Annotated in this window: 28 protein-coding genes; 13 read left to right on the top strand and 15 right to left on the bottom strand. The window is 64.9% G+C overall.

The genetic code is table 11. From position 1 onward, the window contains the following. Positions 1-42: 42 nt before the first annotated feature. From AC4FIJ_RS00190 to flgB, 15 genes are all read right to left on the bottom strand, one after another. Positions 43-576 carry a hypothetical protein gene (locus AC4FIJ_RS00190; protein ID WP_490334707.1) on the bottom strand — a complete coding sequence of 178 codons (534 nt, stop codon included), beginning with the start codon at positions 574-576 and terminating at the stop codon, positions 43-45. 68 nt (positions 577-644) lie between these two features. After that, positions 645-947, bottom strand: a complete 303-nt coding sequence (locus tag AC4FIJ_RS00185; RefSeq protein ID WP_490334706.1) for a PilZ domain-containing protein — start codon at positions 945-947, stop codon at positions 645-647. After that, entirely contained in the window at positions 947-1,771 is an 825-nt protein-coding gene (locus tag AC4FIJ_RS00180) for a flagellar motor protein MotB (protein WP_490334705.1), read from the bottom strand. Before AC4FIJ_RS00180 ends, AC4FIJ_RS00185 begins: the two co-directional genes overlap by 1 nt. Position 1,772: 1 nt before the next feature. Continuing rightward, on the bottom strand, positions 1,773-2,636 hold the full coding sequence (gene motA, locus AC4FIJ_RS00175; protein ID WP_490334704.1) for a flagellar motor stator protein MotA: 864 nt from the start codon (positions 2,634-2,636) through the stop codon (positions 1,773-1,775). A gap of 31 nt (positions 2,637-2,667) precedes the next feature. Continuing rightward, complete coding sequence (flgL, locus tag AC4FIJ_RS00170) at positions 2,668-3,588, bottom strand: flagellar hook-associated protein FlgL (protein ID WP_490334703.1); 921 nt, start codon at positions 3,586-3,588, stop codon at positions 2,668-2,670. A 7-nt stretch (positions 3,589-3,595) separates the two neighbouring features. Continuing rightward, complete coding sequence (gene flgK / locus AC4FIJ_RS00165) at positions 3,596-4,933, bottom strand: flagellar hook-associated protein FlgK (RefSeq protein WP_490334702.1); 1,338 nt, start codon at positions 4,931-4,933, stop codon at positions 3,596-3,598. Positions 4,934-4,938: 5 nt separating this feature from the next. Beyond that, positions 4,939-5,214 (bottom strand): rod-binding protein, encoded by a 276-nt coding sequence (locus AC4FIJ_RS00160; protein WP_490334701.1) that lies wholly within the window; start codon positions 5,212-5,214, stop codon positions 4,939-4,941. Continuing rightward, positions 5,211-6,308, bottom strand: coding sequence for a flagellar basal body P-ring protein FlgI (locus AC4FIJ_RS00155; protein ID WP_490334700.1), 1,098 nt, complete (start codon positions 6,306-6,308; stop codon positions 5,211-5,213). Before AC4FIJ_RS00155 ends, AC4FIJ_RS00160 begins: the two co-directional genes overlap by 4 nt. Before the next feature lie 11 nt (positions 6,309-6,319). After that, the gene (locus tag AC4FIJ_RS00150) at positions 6,320-6,967 is read right to left on the bottom strand and encodes a flagellar basal body L-ring protein FlgH (protein WP_490334929.1); all 648 of its coding nucleotides are present in this window, start codon (positions 6,965-6,967) and stop codon (positions 6,320-6,322) included. A gap of 2 nt (positions 6,968-6,969) precedes the next feature. Next, positions 6,970-7,758, bottom strand: coding sequence for a flagellar basal-body rod protein FlgG (flgG, locus tag AC4FIJ_RS00145; RefSeq protein WP_490334699.1), 789 nt, complete (start codon positions 7,756-7,758; stop codon positions 6,970-6,972). 12 nt (positions 7,759-7,770) lie between these two features. Continuing rightward, the gene (locus tag AC4FIJ_RS00140; RefSeq protein ID WP_490334698.1) at positions 7,771-8,511 is read right to left on the bottom strand and encodes a flagellar basal body rod protein FlgF; all 741 of its coding nucleotides are present in this window, start codon (positions 8,509-8,511) and stop codon (positions 7,771-7,773) included. Between the two features lie 2 nt (positions 8,512-8,513). Next, entirely contained in the window at positions 8,514-9,320 is an 807-nt protein-coding gene (locus tag AC4FIJ_RS00135) for a flagellar hook-basal body protein (RefSeq protein ID WP_490334697.1), read from the bottom strand. Positions 9,321-9,326: 6 nt separating this feature from the next. Further along, a complete protein-coding gene (locus tag AC4FIJ_RS00130) occupies positions 9,327-9,596 on the bottom strand; it encodes a flagellar hook assembly protein FlgD (RefSeq protein WP_490334696.1) in 270 nt (89 codons plus the stop codon). Next, positions 9,593-10,000: a flagellar basal body rod protein FlgC gene (gene flgC, locus AC4FIJ_RS00125; protein ID WP_490334695.1), complete on the bottom strand. Its 408-nt coding sequence runs from the start codon at positions 9,998-10,000 to the stop codon at positions 9,593-9,595. The genes AC4FIJ_RS00130 and flgC overlap by 4 nt, the downstream gene beginning before the upstream one ends. A gap of 2 nt (positions 10,001-10,002) precedes the next feature. After that, positions 10,003-10,350, bottom strand: coding sequence for a flagellar basal body rod protein FlgB (gene flgB / locus AC4FIJ_RS00120; protein ID WP_490334694.1), 348 nt, complete (start codon positions 10,348-10,350; stop codon positions 10,003-10,005). A 263-nt stretch (positions 10,351-10,613) separates the two neighbouring features. Between flgB and AC4FIJ_RS00115 the strand changes: the two genes are divergently transcribed. The 13 genes from AC4FIJ_RS00115 (at position 10,614) to AC4FIJ_RS00055 (ending at position 23,563) form a co-directional block, all read left to right on the top strand. Then, positions 10,614-11,267: a MotA/TolQ/ExbB proton channel family protein gene (locus AC4FIJ_RS00115; RefSeq protein ID WP_490334693.1), complete on the top strand. Its 654-nt coding sequence runs from the start codon at positions 10,614-10,616 to the stop codon at positions 11,265-11,267. Continuing rightward, positions 11,267-11,662 (top strand): hypothetical protein, encoded by a 396-nt coding sequence (locus AC4FIJ_RS00110; RefSeq protein WP_490334692.1) that lies wholly within the window; start codon positions 11,267-11,269, stop codon positions 11,660-11,662. Before AC4FIJ_RS00115 ends, AC4FIJ_RS00110 begins: the two co-directional genes overlap by 1 nt. A 258-nt stretch (positions 11,663-11,920) precedes the next feature. Next, positions 11,921-12,436 carry a flagella basal body P-ring formation protein FlgA gene (locus AC4FIJ_RS00105; protein ID WP_490334691.1) on the top strand — a complete coding sequence of 172 codons (516 nt, stop codon included), beginning with the start codon at positions 11,921-11,923 and terminating at the stop codon, positions 12,434-12,436. Positions 12,437-12,530: 94 nt separating this feature from the next. Continuing rightward, a complete protein-coding gene (gene flgM, locus AC4FIJ_RS00100) occupies positions 12,531-12,818 on the top strand; it encodes a flagellar biosynthesis anti-sigma factor FlgM (RefSeq protein ID WP_490334690.1) in 288 nt (95 codons plus the stop codon). Then, a complete protein-coding gene (locus tag AC4FIJ_RS00095) occupies positions 12,815-13,141 on the top strand; it encodes a flagellar protein FlgN (RefSeq protein ID WP_490334689.1) in 327 nt (108 codons plus the stop codon). Before flgM ends, AC4FIJ_RS00095 begins: the two co-directional genes overlap by 4 nt. 73 nt (positions 13,142-13,214) lie before the next feature. After that, entirely contained in the window at positions 13,215-14,045 is an 831-nt protein-coding gene (locus AC4FIJ_RS00090) for a transglycosylase SLT domain-containing protein (protein ID WP_490334688.1), read from the top strand. A gap of 41 nt (positions 14,046-14,086) precedes the next feature. Continuing rightward, positions 14,087-16,150 carry a flagellar biosynthesis protein FlhA gene (locus tag AC4FIJ_RS00085; protein WP_490334928.1) on the top strand — a complete coding sequence of 688 codons (2,064 nt, stop codon included), beginning with the start codon at positions 14,087-14,089 and terminating at the stop codon, positions 16,148-16,150. Next, complete coding sequence (locus AC4FIJ_RS00080) at positions 16,147-16,890, top strand: sigma-70 family RNA polymerase sigma factor (protein WP_490334687.1); 744 nt, start codon at positions 16,147-16,149, stop codon at positions 16,888-16,890. The genes AC4FIJ_RS00085 and AC4FIJ_RS00080 overlap by 4 nt, the downstream gene beginning before the upstream one ends. Before the next feature lie 506 nt (positions 16,891-17,396). Further along, a complete protein-coding gene (locus AC4FIJ_RS00075; RefSeq protein ID WP_490334686.1) occupies positions 17,397-18,224 on the top strand; it encodes a glycosyl hydrolase in 828 nt (275 codons plus the stop codon). 260 nt (positions 18,225-18,484) lie between these two features. Then, complete coding sequence (locus tag AC4FIJ_RS00070) at positions 18,485-19,282, top strand: aldo/keto reductase (protein WP_490334685.1); 798 nt, start codon at positions 18,485-18,487, stop codon at positions 19,280-19,282. Continuing rightward, a complete protein-coding gene (locus AC4FIJ_RS00065) occupies positions 19,276-20,940 on the top strand; it encodes an FAD-dependent oxidoreductase (RefSeq protein WP_490334684.1) in 1,665 nt (554 codons plus the stop codon). Before AC4FIJ_RS00070 ends, AC4FIJ_RS00065 begins: the two co-directional genes overlap by 7 nt. Next, positions 20,937-22,130 (top strand): glycosyltransferase family 4 protein, encoded by a 1,194-nt coding sequence (locus AC4FIJ_RS00060; protein WP_490334683.1) that lies wholly within the window; start codon positions 20,937-20,939, stop codon positions 22,128-22,130. Before AC4FIJ_RS00065 ends, AC4FIJ_RS00060 begins: the two co-directional genes overlap by 4 nt. Then, the gene (locus AC4FIJ_RS00055; protein ID WP_490334682.1) at positions 22,127-23,563 is read left to right on the top strand and encodes an oligosaccharide flippase family protein; all 1,437 of its coding nucleotides are present in this window, start codon (positions 22,127-22,129) and stop codon (positions 23,561-23,563) included. The genes AC4FIJ_RS00060 and AC4FIJ_RS00055 overlap by 4 nt, the downstream gene beginning before the upstream one ends. The last annotated feature ends 35 nt before the right edge of the window (positions 23,564-23,598 follow it).

The raw sequence follows: 23,598 nt of genomic DNA, 5'->3' as shown, positions 1-23,598 counted from the left end.
GTTACAGACCGCCGGGCCTTTTTCGTGTTCGGGTCACACGGATCAGGGCCTTGTGCAGGCCTTGCCCTCATATTCCCAGCGCACGGTTTCATAGGAGCTGCCGTTCCAGCCGATGACTGGGAAGCAGAAACCGGGGCCGCCGACTTCTATATCGGGCCAGCCGTCCGTGCCCGTGGTGTCCAGGAACTCAAGGATGCCGGGCCGCTCGTCCATGATGCGCCACTGCCCGTCCGCCTGACGGCTGACCAGCGTATAGCCCGAACCCGTCATGCCGAAACAATAGGTGCCGCCCTCGACCACCACCGCATCGGGCAGGCCGTCGCCGTTGAAATCGCCGCGCCCCGCAATCTGGCCGGGTTCATAGCTGACCGTGCCGGGGTCGCCGCATTTCGTCCAGCCGCCCGCGCCCTTGGTAAAGCCCGCGGCGGTGAAGATCTCGTCATCTGTGACGGCAGGCGCTTCCGCAGGCTGCGCCGAATTCGCGCCGGTCTCGGCGGACGAATCCTCCCAGCAGGCGGATTGTGACAGGATAAGAACGGGTAAGGCCCAGTAACCGATCAGGCGGCGACGTCGCATGGCGCGTATCCTTGCAATGGACCCCGCGCGTTTTACTGGATTGGCGTCAGACCGGCAATAATGCCGTGTCAGCCGGCCTTCATGTTCGAGAGCAGCCAGTCGAAAACCGACGGGTAAAGCGGATTGTCGAACTTCAGCCCGGCCTCGCGTCCACGGTCCACCCATTTGACGGTGGCGAATACCGGGGCCAGCGGCTCTATGCCGATGGAAATGCGGTCGCCCTCGGCCAGCGCGCGCGGGATCGAGGTGATCTTGCAGCCGCCCTCGGTCAGATCGGAAATGCGCACCGGCACGGCGATCCCGCCGCCGAAGCGATAGCGGCACAGGCCTTCGACGCTCTTGCGCTCCTGCCTTCGAACCAGCGCCCCCATCAGTCGAGCACCGTGATCGAGATCCGGCGATTGCGCGGATCGTTAGGGTCGTTCGCGATCAGCGGCTCGCGGTCGGCAACGCCCTCGATCCGGGCAAAGCGCGATTTGGCGATCCCGCCGCGCAGCAGTTCCAGCCTTGTCGCCTCGGCGCGACCGGCCGACAGCGACCAGTTGTTGCCCGGCACGCCGTCGCGCCAGGGCAGGGCATCGGTATGCCCGCGCAATGTCATCTGCGTGTTCTGCGCCGCCGCCGCCTCGGCAATGGCGTTCAGCAATTCGCGCGCGTCCGCCGTCAGCACCGTGGTGCCAAGGTGGAACATCGCAAAATCGGCATCGTCGACAAGATCCATGCGGATCCCCTCAGTCACCTGCACCAGCCTGACCTGCTTGGCGAGGCGGCGCAGGCGAGGGGTCGATTGCAGCATGCGCTCGACCGCGCGGCGGGTCTCTTGGGACTGTCCGGCCTTGCCCGATTCCAGCGGCGGCGAGATCGACATCTGCCCGCGCTCGGACCTGGCGTTCGACACGCTGTTCATGTCGGAAAACGACGCGCCGCCCAGCAGCCCGTTGCTGCCCGCGCTGTTCTCGCGCATCTGGACGAGCGTAGGGGAGAAATAGTCGGCGAGACCCTGCTTCTGCTCCTCGGTCGTGGCGTTCAGCAGCCACAGCAGCAGGAAAAACGCCATCATCGCGGTCACGAAATCGGCATAGGCCACTTTCCACGCGCCGCCATGATGGCCGCCAGCGACGACAGTGACCTTCTTGACGATGACGGGCCGGCTGTTCCTGCCGTCGAAATTCGGATCGACCGGGGCGCTTGCCATCCTACTTGCCCCGCATCGCGTCGAGCATCTCGTTCATGCCCGGCCGGAACCCGTGGCCAAGCCCCGACCGCGCGCTTTCGACCACCAGCGGCTGCGGCCATCCGTGCAGGCTGGCGATGATGACCTGCTTGACGGCGTGGAAGATCTGCTCGTCCTGCTCGTTGATCTGCTTCAGCCGCCCGGCCAGCGGGCCGATGATGCCATAGGCCAGCAGCACACCCAGAAACGTGCCGACCAGCGCCGACCCGATCATGCCTCCCAGCACCGATGGCGGTTCGTCGATGGACCCCATCGTCTTCACCACGCCTAGAACGGCGGCCACGATGCCCAGTGCGGGCAATGCGTCGGCCAGGTTTTGCAAGGCATGCTGCGGCTCGTGCAGCCCGTGGAAATGGGTCTTCATGGCATTGTCCATGACCTCTTCCACCGCATGCGGTTCTAGGGAGCCCGACGACACCACCTGCAGGCTGATCGCATCACACAGCAGGTCGATCAAAGGCTTGTTGGCAAGAAGCCGGGGGAATTCATTGAAAATCGCGGAGTTCTTTGGGTCCTGCACATGGCTCTCGACCGCGACGGGGCCTTCGTTGCGCAGCATCTTCATCAACCGGCTGCTCAGCACGATTACGTCGATGTGATCCTGTTTCGAATGCTTCGGTCCCTTGAACACCTTGGCGAATGCGCCGCCGATGGCCTTCAGTTCGTGCATCGAATTGCCCGCGACGACCGCGCCGAGCGCTGCGCCGCCGATGATCAGCATTTCATGCGGGACGGCATGCATGACAGGCCCCAGCGCACCGCCGGTGAGGGCGAACCCGCCGAACACCATAACAAGCAGGATGACGATACCGATGGCTGCGAACATGATGCTATTTCCGTAGCTTGCGTTGAAGAGTTCAGCGAATGTGATCGAACAGGCTCAGGCCCGACAGGCGCGTAAAGCCTGCCTGGCTGGCCTGAAGAACGGTCATGGTTTCCTGCAGGCGGATCATGCCCTCGGCGATGTCGACCCCGCCCTTGTCGGCTTCTTCGGTGGCGCGCATTTCGCCCAGATCGACCTGCCGTTCGCCGACGAAATCCAGCCAGACGAGGCGCGCGCCCAGCACGGTCTGGTTGGTCGCGATATTGTCGATTCCCGCGGTCAGCCCGCCCAGTGCGTCGCGCGCCGCCTGCGCCGTGTCGGGAACCGCGCCGCCCAGTGCGAGCGACAGGTCCTTCACCACGTTCAGCAGGTTCGCCGGCGTGCCCCCGACATCGATCTGGAATATCTCCGGCCCGGTGATCGAGCGGATGACGGTCTGCCCTTCGCCAAGCTCGACTTCGCCCGACGCGGCGGTGCCCAGATAGACCGCCTGTCCCGTGCCATCGACAGCATAGGCATCGCCTGTCGCCTCGCCGGCGAACAGCGCATGCCCGCCCGCATCGCGCGCATTGGCAAGCGAAACGAGCTGGTTGTGGATCTCCCCGATCTCGATCCCGATGGCGGCGCGCTGCGTGTCGTTCAGCGTTTCCGAACCCGCCTGTATCGACAGGTCGCGGACACGCGTCACCAGATCCGCGATCGACCGCAGCGCCGCATCGGCAAGTCCAAGATCGCCCGCCGCGCGATTGGTGTTCGACACGTCGACTTCGCCCAGCCGGTCCTGCCGGTCCAGCGTGCGCAGGCGCGAGGCCGCGACCGGATCGTCGGAGGATCGCTCCAGCCTTTTGCCGCTCGACAGCTGGCCCTGCGTCTTCTCGGCCTGGCTGCGCAGCGCGGCCATGTCAAAGCGCGACCGTGCGTAAAAGGCCGAGGTGCCGGTTCCGTAAATGCTCATGCGTGCCTCACCTGATGCCGAGGATGGAATCGAAAATATCGCTGGCGACCTGCATCACGCGGCCCGAGGCCTGGAACGCCTGCTGGAAACGGACGAGATTGACCGCTTCCTCGTCGAGATCGACGCCCGCCTGCGCCTGCAGCGCGACGCTGGCGTTGTCCGCGATGGTCGCCAGGGTGTCGCGCGTCGTGGTCCGCCCGTTCACCAGTGCGGACACATCGAACAGCAGCCCATCGAGATTGGCCGCCACGCCGCCTGCCGTCAGGGCATTGCGCAGCGCGGTCAGGTTCGACAAATCGCGGCTGTTCGCGGGCGATCCGGCAGGGGCGGTGGCGATCAGCGATCCGTCGGACAGGTTCAGCGTCAGGTCGCCCGCGCCGGTCCCGCCGAACATCGCCAGACCCGCGCTGCCGTCCAGCGCCGCGCCATTCGCCTGCGCCGTGTTGGCGGCGCTCATCATGTCCATCGCCAGCGCGTCCAGCCTGCCCGACACATCGGCCAGCTCGTCCAGTGCCTGCGCATGACCCGCCAAAGATCCCGCGCCCGGCACGATACCGACGCCGCCCACGGCAAAATTCAGGGTCCCGTCCGCCGCACTTGTCATCGAGACTGCGCTCGCCGTATCGCCGTTCAGCAGCAGCGGCCCGCTGGCATCGCCCGCGCGGATCTGCACGGTCTGGTCAGGCGCGATGGCGGTATGCACGCCGATCTTCTGCGACAATTCGCCCAGCAGCAGGTCGCGCCGGTCCAGCAGTGTCGCCTGATCTCCCGATCCTCCGGCGGCGCGGGCCAGCTTGGCATTGATCGTCGCCAGCTCGCCCGTCAGCAGATTGAGCTGATCGACCTCGGCCCCGGCTTCGAAGGTCACGCCTTCGCCCGCGGCCTTCAGCGCGGCATCGGCAAGGTTGAACACATCGGCCATACCCCGCGCGGCTTCGAGAGCGGCGGCGCGCAGCGAGCGGTCGACGGGGTTCGACGACAGGCGGCTCAGCGAGGCCTCGAACCCCACGACCGCCTCGTAGAGCCCGCTCTGTTCCAGCGCGTTCTCGATATGCGTCAGGCCCGACAATTCGGCATTGGCGCGGGCAAGGTCGGAACCGGTGCGCCGCACTTCGGACTGGCGGAACGCGTCGGCGTTGCGCACCACCGCGTTCAGCCGCACGCCCGCCAATGTCAGATTGCCGACGCCCGACATGCCGCCGGTCGCCATGACCTCGTTCATCTGGGCGGTGCGGCGGACATAGCCCTCGGACGAAGCATTGGCGATATTGTTCGCCGTCACGTCCAGCGCCTGCCGCGCCGTGCGCGTGCCGCTGCGGGCAATCGAGATGAGATCTGAAGCCACCGACCTTAACCCTTGATGCTCTTGGACATTTGAAACTCGATCATGTCGGCCAGTCCCAGCACGCCGCGTTCGGAGGCGATGTCGGCAAACGCGTCGTCGCGCATCTGCCTGAAGGTGTCCGACCCGTTCGATCCGAACAGATCGCTGCGGATCGAGCTGTCGCGCGCGGCGGACAGCATCTGGCGCAGGAAGATCGCCTCGAAATTCTTCGCCGCCTCGCGCAGCTGCGCGCGGTCGCCAAGCGGAGCAGGGCTGCCGCCATTGTTGATCGAAATGCTCACAGGATCACCATTTCGGCTTTGAGCGCGCCCGCCTGCTTCAGCGCTTCCAGGATTGCGACAAGGTCCGACGCGCCCACGCCCAGCAGGTTCAGCGCATCGACGATCTCGGACAGTGAGGCGCCGGGTTCGAACAGGGCGACCTGTCCGCCGGTCTCGCCGACATAGATCTCGGAATTGGGCTCAAGCGCGGTACGGCCGTCGCTGAACGGGCCGGGCTGGACGATCATCGGGTTCTCGTCGATCCGCACCGTCAAAGTGCCGTGGCTGATCGCGGCGGGCGACAGGCGGACCGCGCTGTTGATCACGACGGTGCCGGTGCGCGAATTGACGATCACGCGCGCGGGCGTCTCGGCGGGCGAGATCTCCAGCATCTCGATCGCGGCCATCAGGCTGGCGCGGCGGTCGCTGCCCGCGGGCAGTCGCAGCGCCAGCGTCACCCCGTCCTCTATGCTCGCGGTGCCCGGCAGCATGCGATTGATCGCATCGCGCACCCGGCTCGCAGTCAGGAAATCGGCGTTGAACAGATTATAGCGCAGCACCTCGCCGCTATCGAAGCCGGTCGCGACCGCGCGTTCGACGCTGCCGCCATCGGCGATGCGGCCCACGGTGGGAACATTGACGGTCAGCTTCGATCCGTCGGCAGCGGACACGCCCAGACCGCCCACGGCCAGATTGCCCTGCGCCATCGCATAGATCTGCCCGTCCGCCCCGTACAAGGGCGTCATGATCAGCGCCCCGCCGCGCAGCGACTTGGCCTTGCCCATGGTCGACACGGTCACGTCGATTCGCTGGCCGGGCTTGGCAAAGGCTGGCAGGTCGGCGGTAACGATCACCGCGGCAGCGTTCTTAAGCGCGGGCTGCACGCCCGGCGGCAGCTGCAGGCCCATCCGGCCAGAAACGCCCTTCATCGCCTGCGTCACATATTCAAGATTGTCGTCGCCCGTGCCCGGAAGCCCGACCACGATGCCGTATCCGGTCAGCTGGTTGGAACGCACGCCCTGGAACTGGCCAAGGTCGCGAACACGCTCCGCCTGCGCCGTCGCGGGCAGCAGGCCGGTGCAAAGGGCGGCAAGGATAAGGAAAAAGCGGCGCATCGCGGGCCTCGTCAGAAAGGGCTGATGATGGAGAAGAAGCGCGACAGCCAGCCGGGCTTGCTCGCCCGCTGCAACGCGCCCTTGCCAGAATATTCGATGCTGGCATCGGCCACCCGGCTCGACATCACGGTGTTTTCCGCGTCGACATCGGCCAGCCGGATGATGCCGCGAAAGCGCACCCATTCGTCCCCCTGGCTAAGCAGCATGTCCTTGTCTCCTTGCACCAGCGCGGTCCCGTTCGGGAAAACCTCGACGATGGTCACGGCCAGCGCGGTGGCGATCGTGCTGGTCTGCCCCGCGCTTCCACTTCCAGAGAACGACGCGGAGCCCGCGGCTTTAAGGTCGCTGGGGGAAAGAAACGCGAACGGACCGGTCACCGGGGGGATCAGCGCAAGGCTGCCGCTGCGGTCGTTTTTGGACCGCACGGACTTGGACGTGATCGTGCTTTCGATCAGCAATATGGTAACAAGGTCGCCCACCCGGTGCGCACGCGTCCCTTCGTACAGCCCGACATAGCCGGTGTAGGGCTGAAAGATCCCGCCATTCGCCGCGGGCGGCGAGGGCGGATAGGGCAGGGCAGGCTCGTACGCCATCTCGGCATCCTGCGCCTGCAAGGCCGATGCGCTGGCAAGCGCGACGAGCGAAAGGACTAGGCGCATGGTCACAGCGTCTGGTTCGCATTCTGCAGCATCTGGTCGACGGACGAGATCATCTTGGAATTGATCTCGTAGGCGCGCTGCGTCTCGATCATGTCGACCAGTTCCTGCACGACATTGACATTGCTGCCCTCCAGCATCCCCTGCTGCACATGGCCGCGCCCTTCCTCGCCCGCGACGCCCAGCAGGGCGGGGCCGCTGCCCGCGGTTTCCTCAAGATAATTGCCCGCAATCGGCCGCAGCCCGCCCGGATTGGCGAAATTGGCGATGGTCAGCTGGCCCAGTTCGACCGGCTCCGCATCGCCCGCCACCATGGCGGAGACGGTGCCGTCGTCGCTGATGGTCAGCGAGGTCATGCCCTCGGGAATGGTGATCTGCGGCTGCACCGCATAGCCCTGCGACGTCACCAGCAAGCCATCGGCAGAGCGCGTGAAATTGCCCGCCCTTGTATAACCCATCTGTCCGTTGGGCATTTCGATCTGGAAATAGCCGTCGCCGTCCAGCGCCAGGTCCAGCGCATTTCCGGTGTTGTTCAGCGTGCCCTGCGTCACGATCCGGCTGGTCGACTGGATCTGCACGCCGGTGCCAAGGTTCAGCCCCTCGGCATATTCGGTCTGGTTGCTGCTCTGCTGACCCGCCACCCGCGCGGCCTGATAGGCAAGCGTCGCGAAATTGGCGCGGTCGCGCTTGAAGCCGGTGGTGCCGACATTGGCGAGATTGTTGGCGATGACGCGCATGCGCGCATCCTGCGCCTCAAGCCCGGTGCGGGCGACGTGGAGTGCTGAACTGGGCATCGAAGAATTCCCTTATGAAAGACGCATCAGCCGCGCCGCGCTCTCATCCAGATCGCGGGCGGTGGAGACGACATTGGTGCGGATTTCGAACAGGCGCTGCGCCTCGATCATCTCGACCAGCACTTCGGAAGAGACGACATTCGACCCCTCCAACGCGCCGGTGATCAGCTTGGCGTCGAGGTCTTCGGGCAGTATCCCGCCGCCCCGAACGCGGAATTGTCCGTCGAGGCCCTTGACCAGATCGCTACCCGCGGCGCTCGCCAGCTTCAGCCGGCCGATCCGTTCGGGCGCGGCTTCGGGCACGGCGGGATCGGACAGCAGGATCGCCCCGTCGGGCGCAATCGCGACATCGCCGCCCAGCGGCACCGTCACCGGCCCGGCATCGCCGATCACCGGCAATCCGTCGCCCGTCTGCAGCACGCCGGTGGGCGAAATCGACAGATCGCCGCGCCTTGTATAGGCCTCGCTGCCGTCAGGTGCCTGCACCGCCAGCAGCACATCGCCCTGCATCGCGATGTCGAGCGGATTGCCGGTGTCGTTCACCTCGCCGTCCGCCATCTGCGCGCCGCGCACCTCGGTCCGGTTCTGGGCGCGAACCTCGACCGGCCCGCCGTCGAGGGTGACGGGGCGGGAATCGAAGATCTCGGCCTTGAAGCCGGTGGACTGCGCGTTGGCCATGTTGCTGGCGATGGCGCGCTGACGCACCATGCTCGCGCTCATGCCCGACACGGCGGAATAGATCAGCCGGTCCATGATTAGGTCCGCAGGTTGATGATCGTCTGGCTGATCTGGGTTGCCGTATCGATGGCCTTGGCATTCGCCTGGAAATAGCGCTGCGCAGTGATCAGGCTGACCAGCTCTTCCGACAGGTCGACGTTCGACCGCTCGATCGCGCCTGACATGATCCCCCCGTTGCGACCCACATTGGGTGCGCCATAGGTCGCCACGCCCGAAATGCCGGTGGAGGTCCAGTTGGACGACCCCATTTGCCGCAGCCCCGTCGGCGTCGTGAAATTGGCGAGCGCCACGGTGCCCAGCGCCGTGGTGGTGCCGTCGGCATAGGATGCCAGCATCGAACCGTCGCGGTTGACGGTGATGCCCGCAAACTCGCTGCCCGCGCCGTTCACCAACGGAACGAGAGCCCCGACCGGCGCATCGACGGCAGGATCGGCGCCGGGCGCGAAGACCTGCAGCACATTGCCGTCGCCGTCCTGCACATTGCCAGCCTCGTCGATGCCGAACCCGCCATTGCGCGTGTACATCGTCTTCCCGTCGGCCAGCGACACGGTGGAGAAGAACCCGTCGCCCGTGATCGCAAGATCGAGCGATGCGCCTGTCTGCTCGATCGGGCCGACGTCGAAGTTCTGCGTGATCGAATCCACCGATGATCCGATACCCACCAGCATGCGCGGATCCGCATTGGCCGAACCCGCGACCAGATCGGCGAAATTGGCGGAGGATTTCTTGAACCCGCTCGTTTCGGCATTGGCGATGTTATGGGCGGTGACGTTCAGGCCGGTCTGGGCGTTCTTCAGCCCGCTCAGCGAAGTGTAGAAGGACATGCGAGATTACTCCTTTTCGGCGGCCAGCGCCGCGAGGGCATCAAGTTTTGCGGAAATCTGTTCGAGCACGCTGGTCGTCTCGGAACTGGCGGACAGCTGCGAGAACTGCGCCATTTGGGCCAGCATCTCCTTGTTATCGACCGGGTCGAACGGGTCCTGGTGCTGCATCTGCACCGTCATCAGCTTCAGGAAATCGGACTGGTCGAGCGAGGCGAAACCGCCGCCCGAAGACGCGGGCGCAGGCGCGCTGGCGGAATTTACGGAGGAAATCGTCATTTGAGCCTCATCGTGTCGAGCATCAGCTGCTTGGTGGTGGAAAGGGCCTCGACGATGTTTTGGTACTGGCGCGACGCTTCCAGCATCTCGACCATCTCGGCATTCTCATCGACGGGCGACACCCAGACCTCGCCATTGGCGTCGGCCAGCGGGTGGCCGGGTTCGTAGCGGCGGGGGGGTGCAGTATTCTCGCGCACGACCGAGCGGACGCGCACGGTCGACTGGCCGCTCGCGCGGTCGAGATCCTCGGCGAACACGGCGCGCACGGGGCGATAGGCCTCGCCCTCGCTGGCGGCGACCGAACCGGCATTGGCAAGGTTCGATGCCGCCGCGTTCATGCGCACCATCTGCGCCGACATGCCGCGCTGGGCGAGGGAGAAGGCATTCAAGGGACGGTCGGCCATGCTCACTCTCCCCGGATGGCGCGGGTGACGGTCTCGACCCGTCCGCGGATCAGGTCGAGCGTGGCGGCATAGCCCACGGCGTTTTCGGAAAAGGCGATCTGCTCGTTCTGCAGCTCGACCGTATTGCCGTCGAGAGAGGCGATCACCGGCACGCGAAACAGGGTCGCGCCGTTTGCGGCCTGGTCGACGCTGCCGCCGCCCTGCATGCGGGCCAGCGCGGCGGTGACGTCGATGTCGCGCGCCTTGTATCCGGGGGTTCCGGCATTGGCGATGTTCGACGCCAGCACGCCCATGCGCTGCGAACGCAATTGCAGCGCGGCCCCATGAATTCCGAATAAATCGCCGGGCATGATCCCTGCCTTTCCTGCTGCGAAAGATTTCGCCTATCTCGCAAGGGGTAAAAGCAAGAGCCGTGCCAATTGCCAAGAATGGCAGGAAAACCGCGGCTTGCACCGTTCGCGCGGGGCGAAGCGGCAAGCGGCGGCAAACGCGCGGCAACATCTTGCCGCTGGCATTGCCGCAAAACGCGGCCCCTCTGAAAAAATCGCCGCGCGATCCGTCTTGCCCGTCACGACCGATGAGTCACCACGCCGGCAGAGGGCAGCATTCTTCGATGGATTTCAGCGCGCTTGTCGATCCCCTGTCCGCCGCCGTCGTCATTGGCGGCACGGCGCTGGCGACCTTGCTGCGTGCAGGGCTGGGCGAATGCCGCGCGACGATCGCCACCGTGCGCCATCTGGCGACGCGCGAATTCGACGAGGACGCGCTGCGCAGCGATCTCGCGCGCATGGTGCAGGATGTGCGCGTCGACGGGCTGGTGCGCACCGAACCCTATTATTTCCGTGACCGTGCCAGCCAGAAGGCAGCCAGGGCGATGGTCGATGCGCGCAATATCGCGCTGTTCCACAAGCAGATGGCCCGCTTTCGCGCCTTGCGCATGGCCGACAACCGCCGCGCCCATGCAACGCTGGCGATGGCGGCGGAGAACGCGCCTGCCTTCGGGCTAGCAGGCACCTTGCTGGCGCTGTCGCAATTGCCCGCCGATCCGGGGCAGGGGATGAACACCGCGCTGGCCGGGGCGGTGCTGACCACGCTCTACGGCGTGCTGCTGGCGCAGCTGGTGCTGACCCCGCTGGCCGAGGCGATCCGCCGCTCGGGCGAGGCCGAGGAACAGGCCCGCGACGAGCTGATGCGCTGGACCGCATGGCAGCTGGAAGGCGCGGTGGTGCACCCCCTGCCGCTGCCTGACGCGGCAGAGGCGGCCTGATGCCTGCCGCTCTGCCTATGATCGGTCACGCCAAGGCGGGCGGCGCGGGCTGGGCAATCATGCTCGCCGATCTGGCGCTGATCCTGTTCATCGTCACCGCGTCCTATGCGGGTGGAGGCAAGTCCTCCGACGCGTCCAATCTCGACCCTATCCCCCAGGCCATCTACCGCGCATCGCCCGATGCTCCGCCCATCGCCGACTGGATCGCCGCGCAAGGGCTGGGCAAGGGCGCGAGACTACAGATCACCATGGGCTATGACCCGGCCCACCCCGAAACGGCCATGTCCGCCGCCGCCGCACTGGCCGCACAGGCGGTCGCGGCGGGCGCAGTCCCGCGCATCGTCCTGCAACCCGACGGCGGCCAGCCGAGCGCCGTGCTCGCCTATGATGGCTAGGTCGCTGTTTTCACTGTCCTATAGTTTTCACTGTCCTACAGGCAGGCGGCGGGTTAGCTCCTTCCTGCTCTTTCAAATGCGTGAAATTTCTCCGCAGGTCCCTGCTGTCACTTTTGGGCCGAAACCCGCGCATTTCCGCGGTGCAGGGCCGGGTTACAACCGTTGTAGGACGTGTCACCTTTGTCACTTTTCGGCGCGGGTTCGATGCATCTGGCACGGGCTTTGCAGGAGCATGGCAAAACCCGAAAGGCCATTGTCATGATCTCCGCATACGCCCTTATCTCCCTGCTCCTGTCCGCTCCCGGTTCGGCCGCGGCGCAGGATGTGCAGGATCTCGCCGCGCTCGACCGCCGGATCGCCGAGTTCACCGGCGCGCCGATCGGCGAGGAAGGCGGCGCAATGCAGCCGCTCGACCGCAGGCTGAAACTGCGCCCCTGCCACGTGCCCGTCGACATAGCCTGGCGCAGCGAGCAACGCGATACGGTCATGTTGCAGTGTCCCGACGCGGGCGGATGGCGGCTCTACATGCCCGTCCATGCCCGCCCGGCGGCTCAGGCAGCGGCGGCGCGGCAAGACGCGGTGCAGCGCGGCGATGCGGTGTCGATCTCGGTCGCGGGGCAGGGCTTCTCGATCTCCCGCCCCGGCGAGGCGCTGGAAAGCGGCGCGGTCGGCGACTGGATCAAGGTGCGCCCCGCCATGACCGGCAATCGCCGCGCCGACATCATGCGCGCCCGCGTCACCGGCCCCGGTGTCGTCACTCTGACGACAGGATAGGGGCCGACCGGACAGGGGCAATTTGCAAGCGGCCCTTAAAGATCTCTTTCAGCGTCCGTCATGGTGTTCGGACCGCTTTTAGGGAACCCGCGAAATGGCATCGTACGATATCGGACCGATCCGTCCCCACATTCCGGGCGAAACGCGCCTTTCGTCCGTGCGCGCACCGGCAGGCGCCCCGACCGAACCGCGAAAGCAGGTAACATCGGGCATCGTCATGTCCGAAACGCTCGATGTCGGCGAAGCGCCGGTCGACAAGGACCGCGTGGCCGAAATACGCAAGGCATTGGCGGATGGCACCTATTCCATCGAACCGCGCAAGATCGCCGACGCCATGATGGCAATCGGGATCACGGGCGGCATGACAGGGACCGAACGATGACCGTCAATGCAAGGCTGAAGGACGCGCTGCGGCAGATGCTTGCCGTGCTGGAAACCGAACGGCAGGCGATTGCCGGTCTCGACCTCGACGCCATCACCGAAGCGACCCGCACCAAGCTGGGCCTGTGCGACCGTCTCGACGAAGCAGACCTCGCATCGTTCGACGAGGAATGCCGTGCGATGAGCCGCGCCGCCCGCGACGCGAACGAGGTGAACCGCCAGATGCGCAATCTGGTCGCCGCCAATATCGCCGCGCGGATCGACATGCTGAGTGGATCGCCGCGCCTTTACGGCGCGAAACGCTATGCCGACATGCGGGCCTGACACGGCATGAGGTGAAACTGGCACGCTAATTGCTTTGTCAATCCTGTCACGACAACCGACAGGATCGACCCCGATGAGTGGACCGCCCGTTTCAGCCGCGCATGTGCCAGCACCCGCCGGCACCGGTGCCTCGATACGCGCCGACATAGCCCGCGCCGCCGAACGCACCGGTGAGGATTTCAATTTCCTCTTGGCGCAGGCCAAGATCGAATCCTCGCTGAACCCGCAAGCAAAGGCCGCTACCTCCAGCGCGGCGGGGCTGTTCCAGTTCACCAATGCGACCTGGCTGTCCACGCTGGAACGCCACGGTGCAAAGCACGGGCTGGGCTGGGCCAGCGCCGCCATCGCGAACGGGCGGATCACCGACAGCAGCTTGGCGGGCCACATCATGGGCCTGCGCTATGACCCTGCCGCCTCGGCCCTGATGGCGGGCGAACTCGCGGGTGACAACCGCGACGAGATGATGCGCACGCTGGGCCGCCAGCCGAACGCCGCAGAGCTTTATCTCGGCCATTTCCTCGGCAGCGGCGACGCGACGCGCTTCATCTCGGCGCTCGCCCGCAATCCCGATGCCTCGGCAACCGCCCTGCTGCCCGCGGCCAGCGCGGCCAATCGCGGCATATTCCGCACCGGATCGGGCACCGAACGCAGTCTTGCCGAAGTCATGGCCATCATCGAAGCGAAGGTCGAAGGCGCGATGACGGGCGAGCTCGGCGCAGGCTTGCCGCCAGTCGAACGCGGCATTCCCGCCCCGCCGCCAGCGCGCGCCATGCCGGTCACCACGCAAATCGCGGGCGGCAGGTCGATGAGCGACAGCCTGCAGTCGATGTTCGGCAACAACCCGCAGGCGGCGCCGCCAGCGGTGAAGGCTGCCTATGCGCGCTTTGAAAGATTCGGCCTGTGACCGCCGCAGGAAGCGCAAGGCGCAAAGCGGACCTGGCCGCCATGGCGCTGCCGGGCGGCATCATCGCCCTGATGCTGCTGATGATCGTTCCGGTTCCTGCGATCCTGCTCGACATCTCCTTCGTGCTGAACATCGCGCTTTCGGTCGCCGTTTTGATGGCGGCGATGAATGCGCAAAAGCCGCTGGATTTCTCGTCCTTTCCGTCGGTCCTGCTATTCGCGACACTCCTTCGCCTCGCGCTCAACGTCGCGTCCACCCGCGTCGTGCTGGTCCACGGCCACGAAGGCGGTGCGGCGGCAGGCCATGTGATCGAGGCGTTTGGCGCGTTCCTGATCGGCGGCAATTTCGCGGTCGGCATTTTCGTCTTCCTGATCCTGATGATCATCAACATGGTCGTCGTGACCAAGGGCGCGGGCCGCGTGTCCGAGGTTTCGGCCCGCTTCACGCTGGATGCGCTGCCCGGCAAGCAGATGGCCATCGATGCCGACCTTGCCGCCGGCATCATGACCGCCGATGAAGCCAAGGCCCGCCGCCGCGAAGTGGCTACCGAAGCGGATTTCTACGGTTCGATGGACGGTGCGTCGAAATTCGTGAAGGGCGATGCGATCGCGGCGCTGCTGATCCTGGCGGTGAACATCATCGCGGGCCTGTGCCTTGGCATGATCACCCACGGGCTCTCCGCCGGCGAGGCGGCAGAGACCTACATCCAGCTCGCAATCGGTGACGCGCTGGTGGCGCAAGTGCCGTCACTGCTGCTGTCGATCGCGGCGGCGGTGATCGTGACCCGCGTGTCGGATGCCCGGGATTTGGCGGGCCAGATTGGCGGCCAGTTCGCCGACCCGCGAAGCTGGCTGCCGGTGGGTGTGGTGCTGGCCGCGGTGGGGATGATCCCGGCGATGCCGCAGTCGATCTTCCTGCCTGCCGCGGGGGGCGCGTTCTGGCTCGCGCGCAGTCTGAAAAAGCGGGCCGACAAACCCGCGATCGAACCGGTGGCCGCAGCACCGGCGGATCCGCACAGGATCGATCTGGGCGATGTGTCGGATATGACGCTGGTCAGCCTCGAACTGGGTTACGGACTGGTACCTCTCGTCGACGAGAAAAAGGGATCGCCGCTCATCGCTCGTATTACCGGCGTACGCAAGCAGCTGTCGCGCAATTTCGGCTTTGTCGTCCCTCAGTTCCGGCTGCGCGACGCGCTCGACATGGCGCCTTATGATTATCGGATCATGCTGGGCGGCGTGGCACTGGGCGGCGCGTCGGTAGAGCCCGACCGCCTGCTCGCCATCGACACCGGCGAGGCGTCGGCCACGCATCGCCTGAAGGGCACGGAGACCCGCGATCCCAGCTTCGGCTGCCCCGCGCTGTGGATCGATAAAGGCAATCGCGATCATGCTACGGCCGCCGGGTTTCTCGTCGTCGATCCCGGAACGGTGGTAGCGACGCATCTCAACCAGCTCCTCGGCGAAAGGGCGCATGACCTGCTGGGACCGGACGAAGTGCGCGAATTGCTGGAAGCGACGAAGCAGCACTCGGAACATCTGGTCGAAACCTTTCACCCTCAGCCGTTGTCGCTTGCCGCGGTGACGCGGGTTCTGCGCAGCCTGCTGGAGGATGGCATTGCCATCAGCCACCCGCTGCCGATCTTCGCCAGCCTGTCCCGCGCGGTACAGGGCACGCAGGAACACGAAGCGCTTGTCGACAGGGTGCGCTCCGATCTTGGTGCTACGATCGTAGGGCGGATCTGTCCCCCGACGCGGTCGCTGCCCGTGATCACGCTGGACGGCGCGCTGGAAGGCGCCATCCTGCAGGGGCTGCGCGATCCGGTGACCGGTTGGCCAGTGATCGAACCCGGCCTTGCCACGACGATCGCGCGGCGGGTGAAGCAGCTGGTCGACGAACGCGGGCCCGGCGCTTTGCCGCCTGCGCTGGTGGTGCAGCCTCAATCGCGCCGCGCCATCGCCTCGCTGGTGCGTCAGCGGACCCCCGAATGCGTGGTCATCTCGATCGGCGAGCTGCCGGCCAGCCAGCCGATCGAGGTGATCGAGATCATTGGATCCGACGCAGCCATTCCTGAAACCGAAACCCCCATGGAGATGGCCGCGTGAAGCACGATCATTCCGCTTTTTCGTATCCTGACCGCGCACAGGCGCGTGTCGCCTATGGCAGCACCCCTGCAGAGCTGATCAGGAAGTTCATGCCGATGGTCAAACGGCTCGCCTGGCATGCCTATGGAAGCGGCCGGCCGGGCATGGAGGTGGAGGATCTGGTGCAGGCGGGCCTTATGGCGCTCACCGAATGTATCCAGCGGCACCAGGGGCAAGGCGATCACGCTTTTGCCGCCTATGCCAAGACGCGCGTGCGTGGGGCGATGTTCGACCTTATCCGGCGGGAGGCCCCGACGACGCGAACGGCGGCGCGGAAGCGGCGCGAGATCGAGAGCGAGACGCAAAGGCTGGCTGCGGTGCTCGGACGGACACCCGGCGAGGCCGAAGTGGCTGATGCCATGGGCATGGACGCACAGACGCTTTCCGCCATGCGGTGCAGCAGCCAACCTATGCGGTTCGACCCCATCGACCTGTGCTATTCCGACAGCAATAGCGCCTTTGCGGACGACGCGCCCGATGCCGATGACGAAATGGTCGCAGCGGAACAGTCGAACCGTCTTTCGGTCGCGATCGGCTCGCTTTCCGAACGGCTTCAGCTGGTGGTTCAGCTCTATTTCGTCGAGGAACTCAACCTGTCGGAAATCGCGCAGGTACTGGAAGTCAGCATTCCGCGTGTTCACCAGCTCAAGGCGCAGGCGCTCGGCCAGCTCAATGCCGCCATGCAAGTCGGCGATGATTAGGCGAATCGCGCCATTTTTCAGTGCGGATTCGGCGGCGGCTTGACAGGTGGATCGGGCCCGCAATTCGGGGCGTCCACCTACTCCTACGGATTAGTTCCACGCTTCGTGGCATTCCTGCCTCATCCGATCGGGTTAACAATGCGTCAACTCATCGCATTTATCGGACGTTAAGCATCCTGTGGCCTTTTCCGCACATGACCGCCACAAAACACTGTTATGAACGCGCCATGAGCAGCGTATGCCTAGCCCTGATCCTCACGGCCTGTGGAGGAGGAAGCGGGTCGGAGACCTCTGCGACTGACAAACCGCCCGTGGTGATCGCGCCTGATTCTTCAGGCAAGTCACCATCACCCACACCGGCGCCATCACCAACACCAACACCAACACCAACACCAACACCGTCTCCGAATCCAGCGCCGACCCCCACTCCTTCACCCGCACCCGCACCTGCACCCACACCTTCCCCGGCGCCTTCGCCCGCGCCAAGCGGCAGCAGCAACATCACCGTGAATTCGGTCTATGTCGGCAATCAGCCGGCTGCGCTCGGTAGCTATGAGGCATGGCTCGGCGCCCGGAGCGAGGCGGTTCAGCTTCATACCGGCCGGGCAAACTGGACCGATTGGGAAAGCTCCATCGGCTGGCTGGCCAATGAGTGGAAGGATGTGAACCGCACGAAGTACTGGACCATCCCGCTGTTCGAGCAGGGCGGCAATCTCTATGCAGCCGCCGCCGGCGATTACGATGATCACTATCGCAATGCCGCGCGGACACTGCTCGACGCGTCGCCGGGTAACGGGCCGATCCATGTCCGTACGGGCTGGGAATTCAACGGCAACTGGCAGCCCTGGGCGGCCGCCGGCAAGGAAGCCGAGTACCGCAACGGCTTCCGCAAGTTCGTCGAGGCATTCCGTTCGGTCTCGAACCGTTTCCGTTTCGAATGGGCGCCCAATATCGGCGATCTCGGCATGAACCCCGAGGATGCCTATCCGGGCGACGACGTGGTCGATATCGTCGGCCTCAGCTTCTATGTGCATCCGGACGATCCGGGCGGGCCCGACAAGACATGGGATTTCGCGGTCACGCGCAGCTATGGCCTGCAATGGCAGCAGGATTTCGCGCGTTCGCACGGCAAGAAGACGGCCATGTCCGAGTGGGGCGTAAGATCGAACGATTCCGGTCTGATCGTCGACAAGGCAGCGGAATGGTTCGACCGCTATGATTTCGTCTATCAATCCTATTGGGATTCGAACGCCGATTATCCGGGGCAGTTGAGCCGGGACCAATATCCAAGCGTATCGGACGATTACCGGGAACTGGTCGAACTGCTGGAGTGATGCAGACCGGCATGGGCGTGGGAAGGGCCCGTTGCGGCACGAAAGAGCGAGGCATCTAGCCCCTTTGAATGCTGCAACTGCGTCCTCGCCGTCTTGACGGCATTTCCCGGAATGGGCGACAACGGCCGGAACGCAGGGCCAGCACCCCGGGATTTTGCTTTGTTCCACTGTCGCTTATCTCCATTCCTATGGCACGGCCCGGCGCATTGCGGGCGTCGCGGCCATGCCCGGTCTGCCACTGGCCATGAGAAGCGGACATCGTGACGACAATCGGACTGGGTTGCAGTCGCTTCGGTTCGCTCGTCGGCGGGACGGATGCGCAGTCGGCGCGCGGCCTTGTCGAAGCCGCGCTCGACATGGGGGTTCGGCATTTCGATACGGCCGATATCTACGGACAGGGGGACAGCGAGAGGTTTCTGGGCCGCTTGCTTGCCTCCACGCCGGACGCGGTCATCACGACCAAGGCGGGTCAGCGGTTCCCCTTGGCAAAACGGCTTGTGCTGACCGCAAAACCGATCCTGAAGCCTTTGATGGACCGGCGGGCAGGCCTGACCAGGGCTGCGGCGGCCAGCAGGGCAGGGCTCCTTCCACAGGACTGGAGCCGGGGGCATCTCGAAAAGGCGATCGTTGGTTCGCTTCGCCGTTTGCGGCGCGAAACGGTCGATAATTTCCTGCTGCACAGCCCATCGGCAGACGTCCTGGGTAAAGGCGATGCCATGGACCATCTCGTCAACTTCAAGGATCGCGGCATGGCGCGGCGGGTCGGTGTCTCGATCGACGACGCCGCAGCTTTCGAAGCTGCGCTTGCGGACAGCAGGGTGGAAGTCGTGCAATTGCCGCTGCAAGTGCTGCTGTTGGATCCGCGCCTCAAGCAAAAAGCCATGGCCGGCGAGGTCGAACTGATCGTGCGCGAGTTGTTCGCGGGCCGGACCGACCATGACATCGACGCGGCGATGGGTTCCGTACCCAATGGGGTGAGCGTGGCTCTTGTCGGTACCGGCAATCCCGATCATCTGCGGCAGGCGCATGACGCCATGGCGAAGGCCCGGTCATGCTGACCGACCTGACGCGGCAGAAGCTGCCCGACGACACCGCATGCGACATCTGCATCGTCGGGGCAGGACCCGCCGGAATTGCCATTGCCCTCGAACTGATGGGCAGCGGCAAGGACGTCATCCTTCTCGAAGCTGGCGGCGAGAAGCCAGATCCCGACAGCCAGTCGTTTCTCGAAGGGGAAAGCCGGAACCCCGCGCATCCCGAACCGTCGCTGTACCGGCACCGGCGTGCGGGCGGGGCGTCCGCAATCTGGGGTGGGCGATGCCTCCCCCTCGATCCCGTCGATTTCGAAAAGCGGGACTGGGTGCCGCTGTCCGGCTGGCCGATGGATTACGAGGAACTCGTGCCGTTCTACCGGCGGGCTCAGAACGTTCTCGATGCCGGTGAGTTCGATTATCGATCCGCATCCGCCCTGCCGGATGGCCAGCTGATCGACGGATTCGCCGACGGCGCGATGAAGACCGATGTGATCGAGCGGTTCAGCCTGCCGACCGACGTTTTCGCCAAGTATCGCGAGAAACTGGTGGCGGCAGCCGATGTCAGGATGGTCACCAATGCAGCCTGCGTCGATCTGCCTCCGCGCGGCGATTTCAGCGGCGTCACGGGCTGCGTGGCGACGGCACCTGACGGAACGCGGCAAACGATCAGGGCCGCGCAGGTGGTAGTGGCTGCGGGGGGCCTCGAAACCTATCGCCTGCTGGCCAACAGCTGGTTCGATCAGGGCGGGATCGGTAACCATTCCGATTTTCTTGGCCGGACCTATATGTGCCACCTTGAACTGTCGGCGGGAACCTTGAGGCTGACGCCGAAAGGCAGGGCGGTGAGCCATGGCTTCGAAATGACGCGCGATGGCGTCTATGCCCGGCGCAAGTTCACGCTGTCGCCGCAGTTTCAGCGGGATTACCAGGTCTTGAATGCGTCGGTACGGTTGCACCATCCGGGGATCGTCGATCCTGCGCATCGCGACGGCATCCTGTCGCTGATGTATGTGGCCAAGAATACCGTCATTCCCGAATATCGCAGGAAACTGGCGATGGTGGATCATGTGGCCGCCGCCGCGATGGAGCATCGCACCGCTTTCTGGACGGGGCACATGCGCAATATCGTCGCCGGTGCGCCGCGCGTGGCAGGATTCGGCATCGACTGGATCAAACGCCATATGCTGGCCCGGCGCAAGCTGCCCTATGTCGCGCTCAAGAACGGCGAGGGACGGTACGCCCTCGACATGAACGTCGAGCAGGAACCGCAGCGCGCGAGCCGCGTCACCCTTTCCAGCGAACGCGACCGGCATGGCATGTTTCGCTTGCAGATCGACTGGAAGCCGTCGGAACTTGACGTGGCCAGCGCAAGGGCAGCCTATCGCGCCTTGAACGACAGCCTTGCGGAAAGCGGCGTTGCGGAGATCGAGGAGAGCCTGCCCGAACTGGCCGAGGCGGCGCAGAATCCGGTTGCCGTTGGCGGTCACCACATCGGGCTAACCCGCATGGCGCAGGATGCCTCGAACGGTGTGGTCGATCAGCACTGCCGTGTCCACGGGCTCGATAATCTGCATGTGGCGAGCGCGTCGGTATTTCCCACCAGCGGCCACGCGAATCCGACCCTGACGATCGTGGCTCTGGCCTTGAGACTGGCTGATCGGCTCAAGGCGGTGGCGGCGTGAGCGGCCCCAGAGTCCTGTGGCTGGCGCGCGCCATGCCCCTGCCGCTAGACGCGGGGGACAGGATGTACACCGGCTTTCTCGCGCAAGCGCTGGCAGAGTCGGGCGCGCATGTCTGTTTCGTCGGGCTGCCGAGCCCGGACGCGCCCGATGCAAATCCGCAGGACTACCTTTCTTCTCTTGAGTTCAGGATCGTGCCGGGAAAACCGGCATCGCAATATCGCGCGCTGGCCTCGTCCCTGCCGCTTGTCGCGGGCCGTTTCGGTACGGGCGAATACAAGCGGGTTCTGATCTCGCTGCTGGAGGAGCAGTGGGACGCGATCGTACTCGACCAGTATGCCTTGATCTGGGCACTGCCGATCCTTCGGACGAGGGCGGGCAAGCGTCCTCCCGTGATCCATGTGGCTCATGATTTCGAGACGCAGGTTACCCGCGATCTCGCCGCAGCCTATCGCGGCAACCGGCTGCGTAAGGCGGTGCTCGCGCTGAATGCCCGCCGTACCGCAAGGGCAGAGCGTGCGCTGGCCGAAGCGTGCGAGGCAGTCGTCACGCTGACTGCAGAGGACGCCGACGCCTTCCGTTCGATCGGTGCAGGCGGCGATCTTGCGGTCATACCGCCGGGCTATAACGGCACCCGCGTCGGGGCGCGCGGGATAGACCGGGATACTCCTAGGCGCGTTGCCATAGTCGGATCGTATCAGTGGATCGTGAAGCAGCATAATCTGCGCGCATTCCTCGATGTCGCCGACGCCTTGCTCGACCGGGCGGGCATCGAACTCGCTATCGTCGGCGGCGCTCCCGACGATTTTCGGCGCAAGCTTGAGGCAAGCTGCAAGGCAAGCCGTTTCCTGGGCTATGTCGATGATTTGCCAGCTTTCCTTCAGGCATGCCGGATGGGATTGGTGATCGAAGCTGTCGGCGGCGGCTTCAAGCTGAAGGTACTCGATTATGTCATGACCCGCACGCCTGTCGCCGGACTGGAATCGGCGCTTGCCGGGCAGGCCAGCGAGGTGGTCCGCCATTGCCTGAAGGCGCCGAACAGCGCAGCGCTTTGCGACGAGATCATTGCCGCCATCGACGATTTCGACCGGTTGAACGCGATGCAGGAGGCAGCGTTCGAGGCTGCATCGCGGCAATATGACTGGGCCGAAAACGGCAAGCGCCTGCTTTCCCTGATACGGTCCCTGTCGTGAAGAACCTTCGCGGATCGATTGCGTGGGGTTCGGCAGAAGCGTTCGTGGCACTGTTCACCGCCATCGTGGTCAGCCTCGCGGCGGGCAGGATCATCGGCCCCGCCGCATTCGGCCTCGGCAGTCTGGCCTTTCTTATCGTATCGCTGGCCGAAACAATCATCGCCATGCCGTTTAGCGAGGCGCTGGTCCGGCGCCGCTATTGGTCGGTACGGATCATCGATGCCGCCTTTGCCGGCGCGATGATCGCCGGAACCGCCGTGTTTCTGCTGCTGTTCCTGCTCGCGCCGCTGTTTGCCGACTGGCTGGACGAGCCGGACCTGACATGGCTGATCAGGGTTCAGGCGCTGACCTGTCTGCTGCTCGGCATCCGCGGCATTCCCGAGGCGGTGTTTGCGCGCAAGCTGCGTTTCAGGATCCTGTCGCGTTGCAATATGACGGCGAAACTGGTCGGTGGATCGCTCACCATTGGGCTGGCACTGGCCGGGTTCGGTGCCTGGTGCGTCGTTCTGGGCAATGTCGGATTTGCGTTCGTGGCAGCGGTGACCATGCTGGCGTCGCAATCGCGCATGCCCCGGTTCAGGCCGCATTGGGGCTATACGAAAGAGCTGACCTCGTTTGGCGTGTTCAGCGTGACCGATGCGTTTCTGGGGGCCGCCACGCCCCGCGTGTTCAATGTCCTGCTGGGTTATTATTACGGCGTCGTGCCCGTCGGTCAGACAAGCATTGCATTCAGGATCAACGACGGTGTCGGGGCCTTGCTGGCGATGGTGACGCAAAGGCTGGCGCTGCCGATCCTGTCGCGTGTCGCGCATGACCGGGACAGGCTGGCCGCGATGATATCGCAGGGGTCGCGCATGGCGTTTCTTGTGACCGGACCGGTGTTCGTCGGAATGGCGTTCGTCAGCGCCGATCTGATTGCCGTGCTGCTTGGGCCGGGATGGGAAGGGGCGGCGATCGCGCTTGTGGCGGTCAATATCTGGAGCCTGCTCAACTTTTCCTGCGTGGTCTGGGGCGCTGCGGTGAAGGCGCTGGGCTATCCGGGGCGCTGGGTCATGGTACAGGCGCTTGGGTTGCCGATCACCGGCATAGGAACCATTCTGCTCGCATCGGTCGGGCTGGACATTCATTGGACGCTGATGCTGTGGCCATTGTTCGGCCTTGCCTATTTCACCGTCGGGGCGCTCGTTCTCCATCGCAGCGGCGGGATCGCATATGTGGATCAATTCAGGCCATTTATGCGGATTGGATTGGCCTTGCTGGGGATGGGGGCCATGCTGTCCTTCATCGATCTAGAATTCGAGATTGACGGGATCATGGGGCTGGCGACGAAAATCGTGACCGGCGCAGCGGTTTACGTGACCCTGATCCTGCTGCTGGAAAGGAGAACCGTCATGCAGATCGTGCGGCCCAATGCGGCTCAAAAGGCTATTTGACCCATGACGATTTCGCGCACGTCGCCGTCTTGCTG

Source organism: Croceicoccus sp., from assembly GCF_983967925.1.
This window is presented reverse-complemented; position numbering and strand designations above follow the sequence as displayed.

Bases quoted from the DNA above. Each gene is read 5' to 3' on its own strand.
- AC4FIJ_RS00190 (WP_490334707.1), bottom strand. From the start codon at position 576: ATGCGACGTCGCCGCCTGATCGGTTACTGGGCCTTACCCGTTCTTATC.
- AC4FIJ_RS00185 (WP_490334706.1), bottom strand. From the start codon at position 947: ATGGGGGCGCTGGTTCGAAGGCAGGAGCGCAAGAGCGTCGAAGGCCTG.
- AC4FIJ_RS00180 (WP_490334705.1), bottom strand. From the start codon at position 1,771: ATGGCAAGCGCCCCGGTCGATCCGAATTTCGACGGCAGGAACAGCCGG.
- motA (WP_490334704.1), bottom strand. From the start codon at position 2,636: ATGTTCGCAGCCATCGGTATCGTCATCCTGCTTGTTATGGTGTTCGGC.
- flgL (WP_490334703.1), bottom strand. From the start codon at position 3,588: ATGAGCATTTACGGAACCGGCACCTCGGCCTTTTACGCACGGTCGCGC.
- AC4FIJ_RS00155 (WP_490334700.1), bottom strand. From the start codon at position 6,308: ATGCGCCGCTTTTTCCTTATCCTTGCCGCCCTTTGCACCGGCCTGCTG.
- AC4FIJ_RS00150 (WP_490334929.1), bottom strand. From the start codon at position 6,967: ATGCGCCTAGTCCTTTCGCTCGTCGCGCTTGCCAGCGCATCGGCCTTG.
- flgG (WP_490334699.1), bottom strand. From the start codon at position 7,758: ATGCCCAGTTCAGCACTCCACGTCGCCCGCACCGGGCTTGAGGCGCAG.
- AC4FIJ_RS00140 (WP_490334698.1), bottom strand. From the start codon at position 8,511: ATGGACCGGCTGATCTATTCCGCCGTGTCGGGCATGAGCGCGAGCATG.
- AC4FIJ_RS00135 (WP_490334697.1), bottom strand. From the start codon at position 9,320: ATGTCCTTCTACACTTCGCTGAGCGGGCTGAAGAACGCCCAGACCGGC.
- AC4FIJ_RS00130 (WP_490334696.1), bottom strand. From the start codon at position 9,596: ATGACGATTTCCTCCGTAAATTCCGCCAGCGCGCCTGCGCCCGCGTCT.
- flgC (WP_490334695.1), bottom strand. From the start codon at position 10,000: ATGGCCGACCGTCCCTTGAATGCCTTCTCCCTCGCCCAGCGCGGCATG.
- flgB (WP_490334694.1), bottom strand. From the start codon at position 10,350: ATGCCCGGCGATTTATTCGGAATTCATGGGGCCGCGCTGCAATTGCGT.
- AC4FIJ_RS00115 (WP_490334693.1), top strand. From the start codon at position 10,614: ATGGATTTCAGCGCGCTTGTCGATCCCCTGTCCGCCGCCGTCGTCATT.
- AC4FIJ_RS00110 (WP_490334692.1), top strand. From the start codon at position 11,267: ATGCCTGCCGCTCTGCCTATGATCGGTCACGCCAAGGCGGGCGGCGCG.
- AC4FIJ_RS00105 (WP_490334691.1), top strand. From the start codon at position 11,921: ATGATCTCCGCATACGCCCTTATCTCCCTGCTCCTGTCCGCTCCCGGT.
- flgM (WP_490334690.1), top strand. From the start codon at position 12,531: ATGGCATCGTACGATATCGGACCGATCCGTCCCCACATTCCGGGCGAA.
- AC4FIJ_RS00095 (WP_490334689.1), top strand. From the start codon at position 12,815: ATGACCGTCAATGCAAGGCTGAAGGACGCGCTGCGGCAGATGCTTGCC.
- AC4FIJ_RS00090 (WP_490334688.1), top strand. From the start codon at position 13,215: ATGAGTGGACCGCCCGTTTCAGCCGCGCATGTGCCAGCACCCGCCGGC.
- AC4FIJ_RS00085 (WP_490334928.1), top strand. From the start codon at position 14,087: ATGGCGCTGCCGGGCGGCATCATCGCCCTGATGCTGCTGATGATCGTT.
- AC4FIJ_RS00065 (WP_490334684.1), top strand. From the start codon at position 19,276: ATGCTGACCGACCTGACGCGGCAGAAGCTGCCCGACGACACCGCATGC.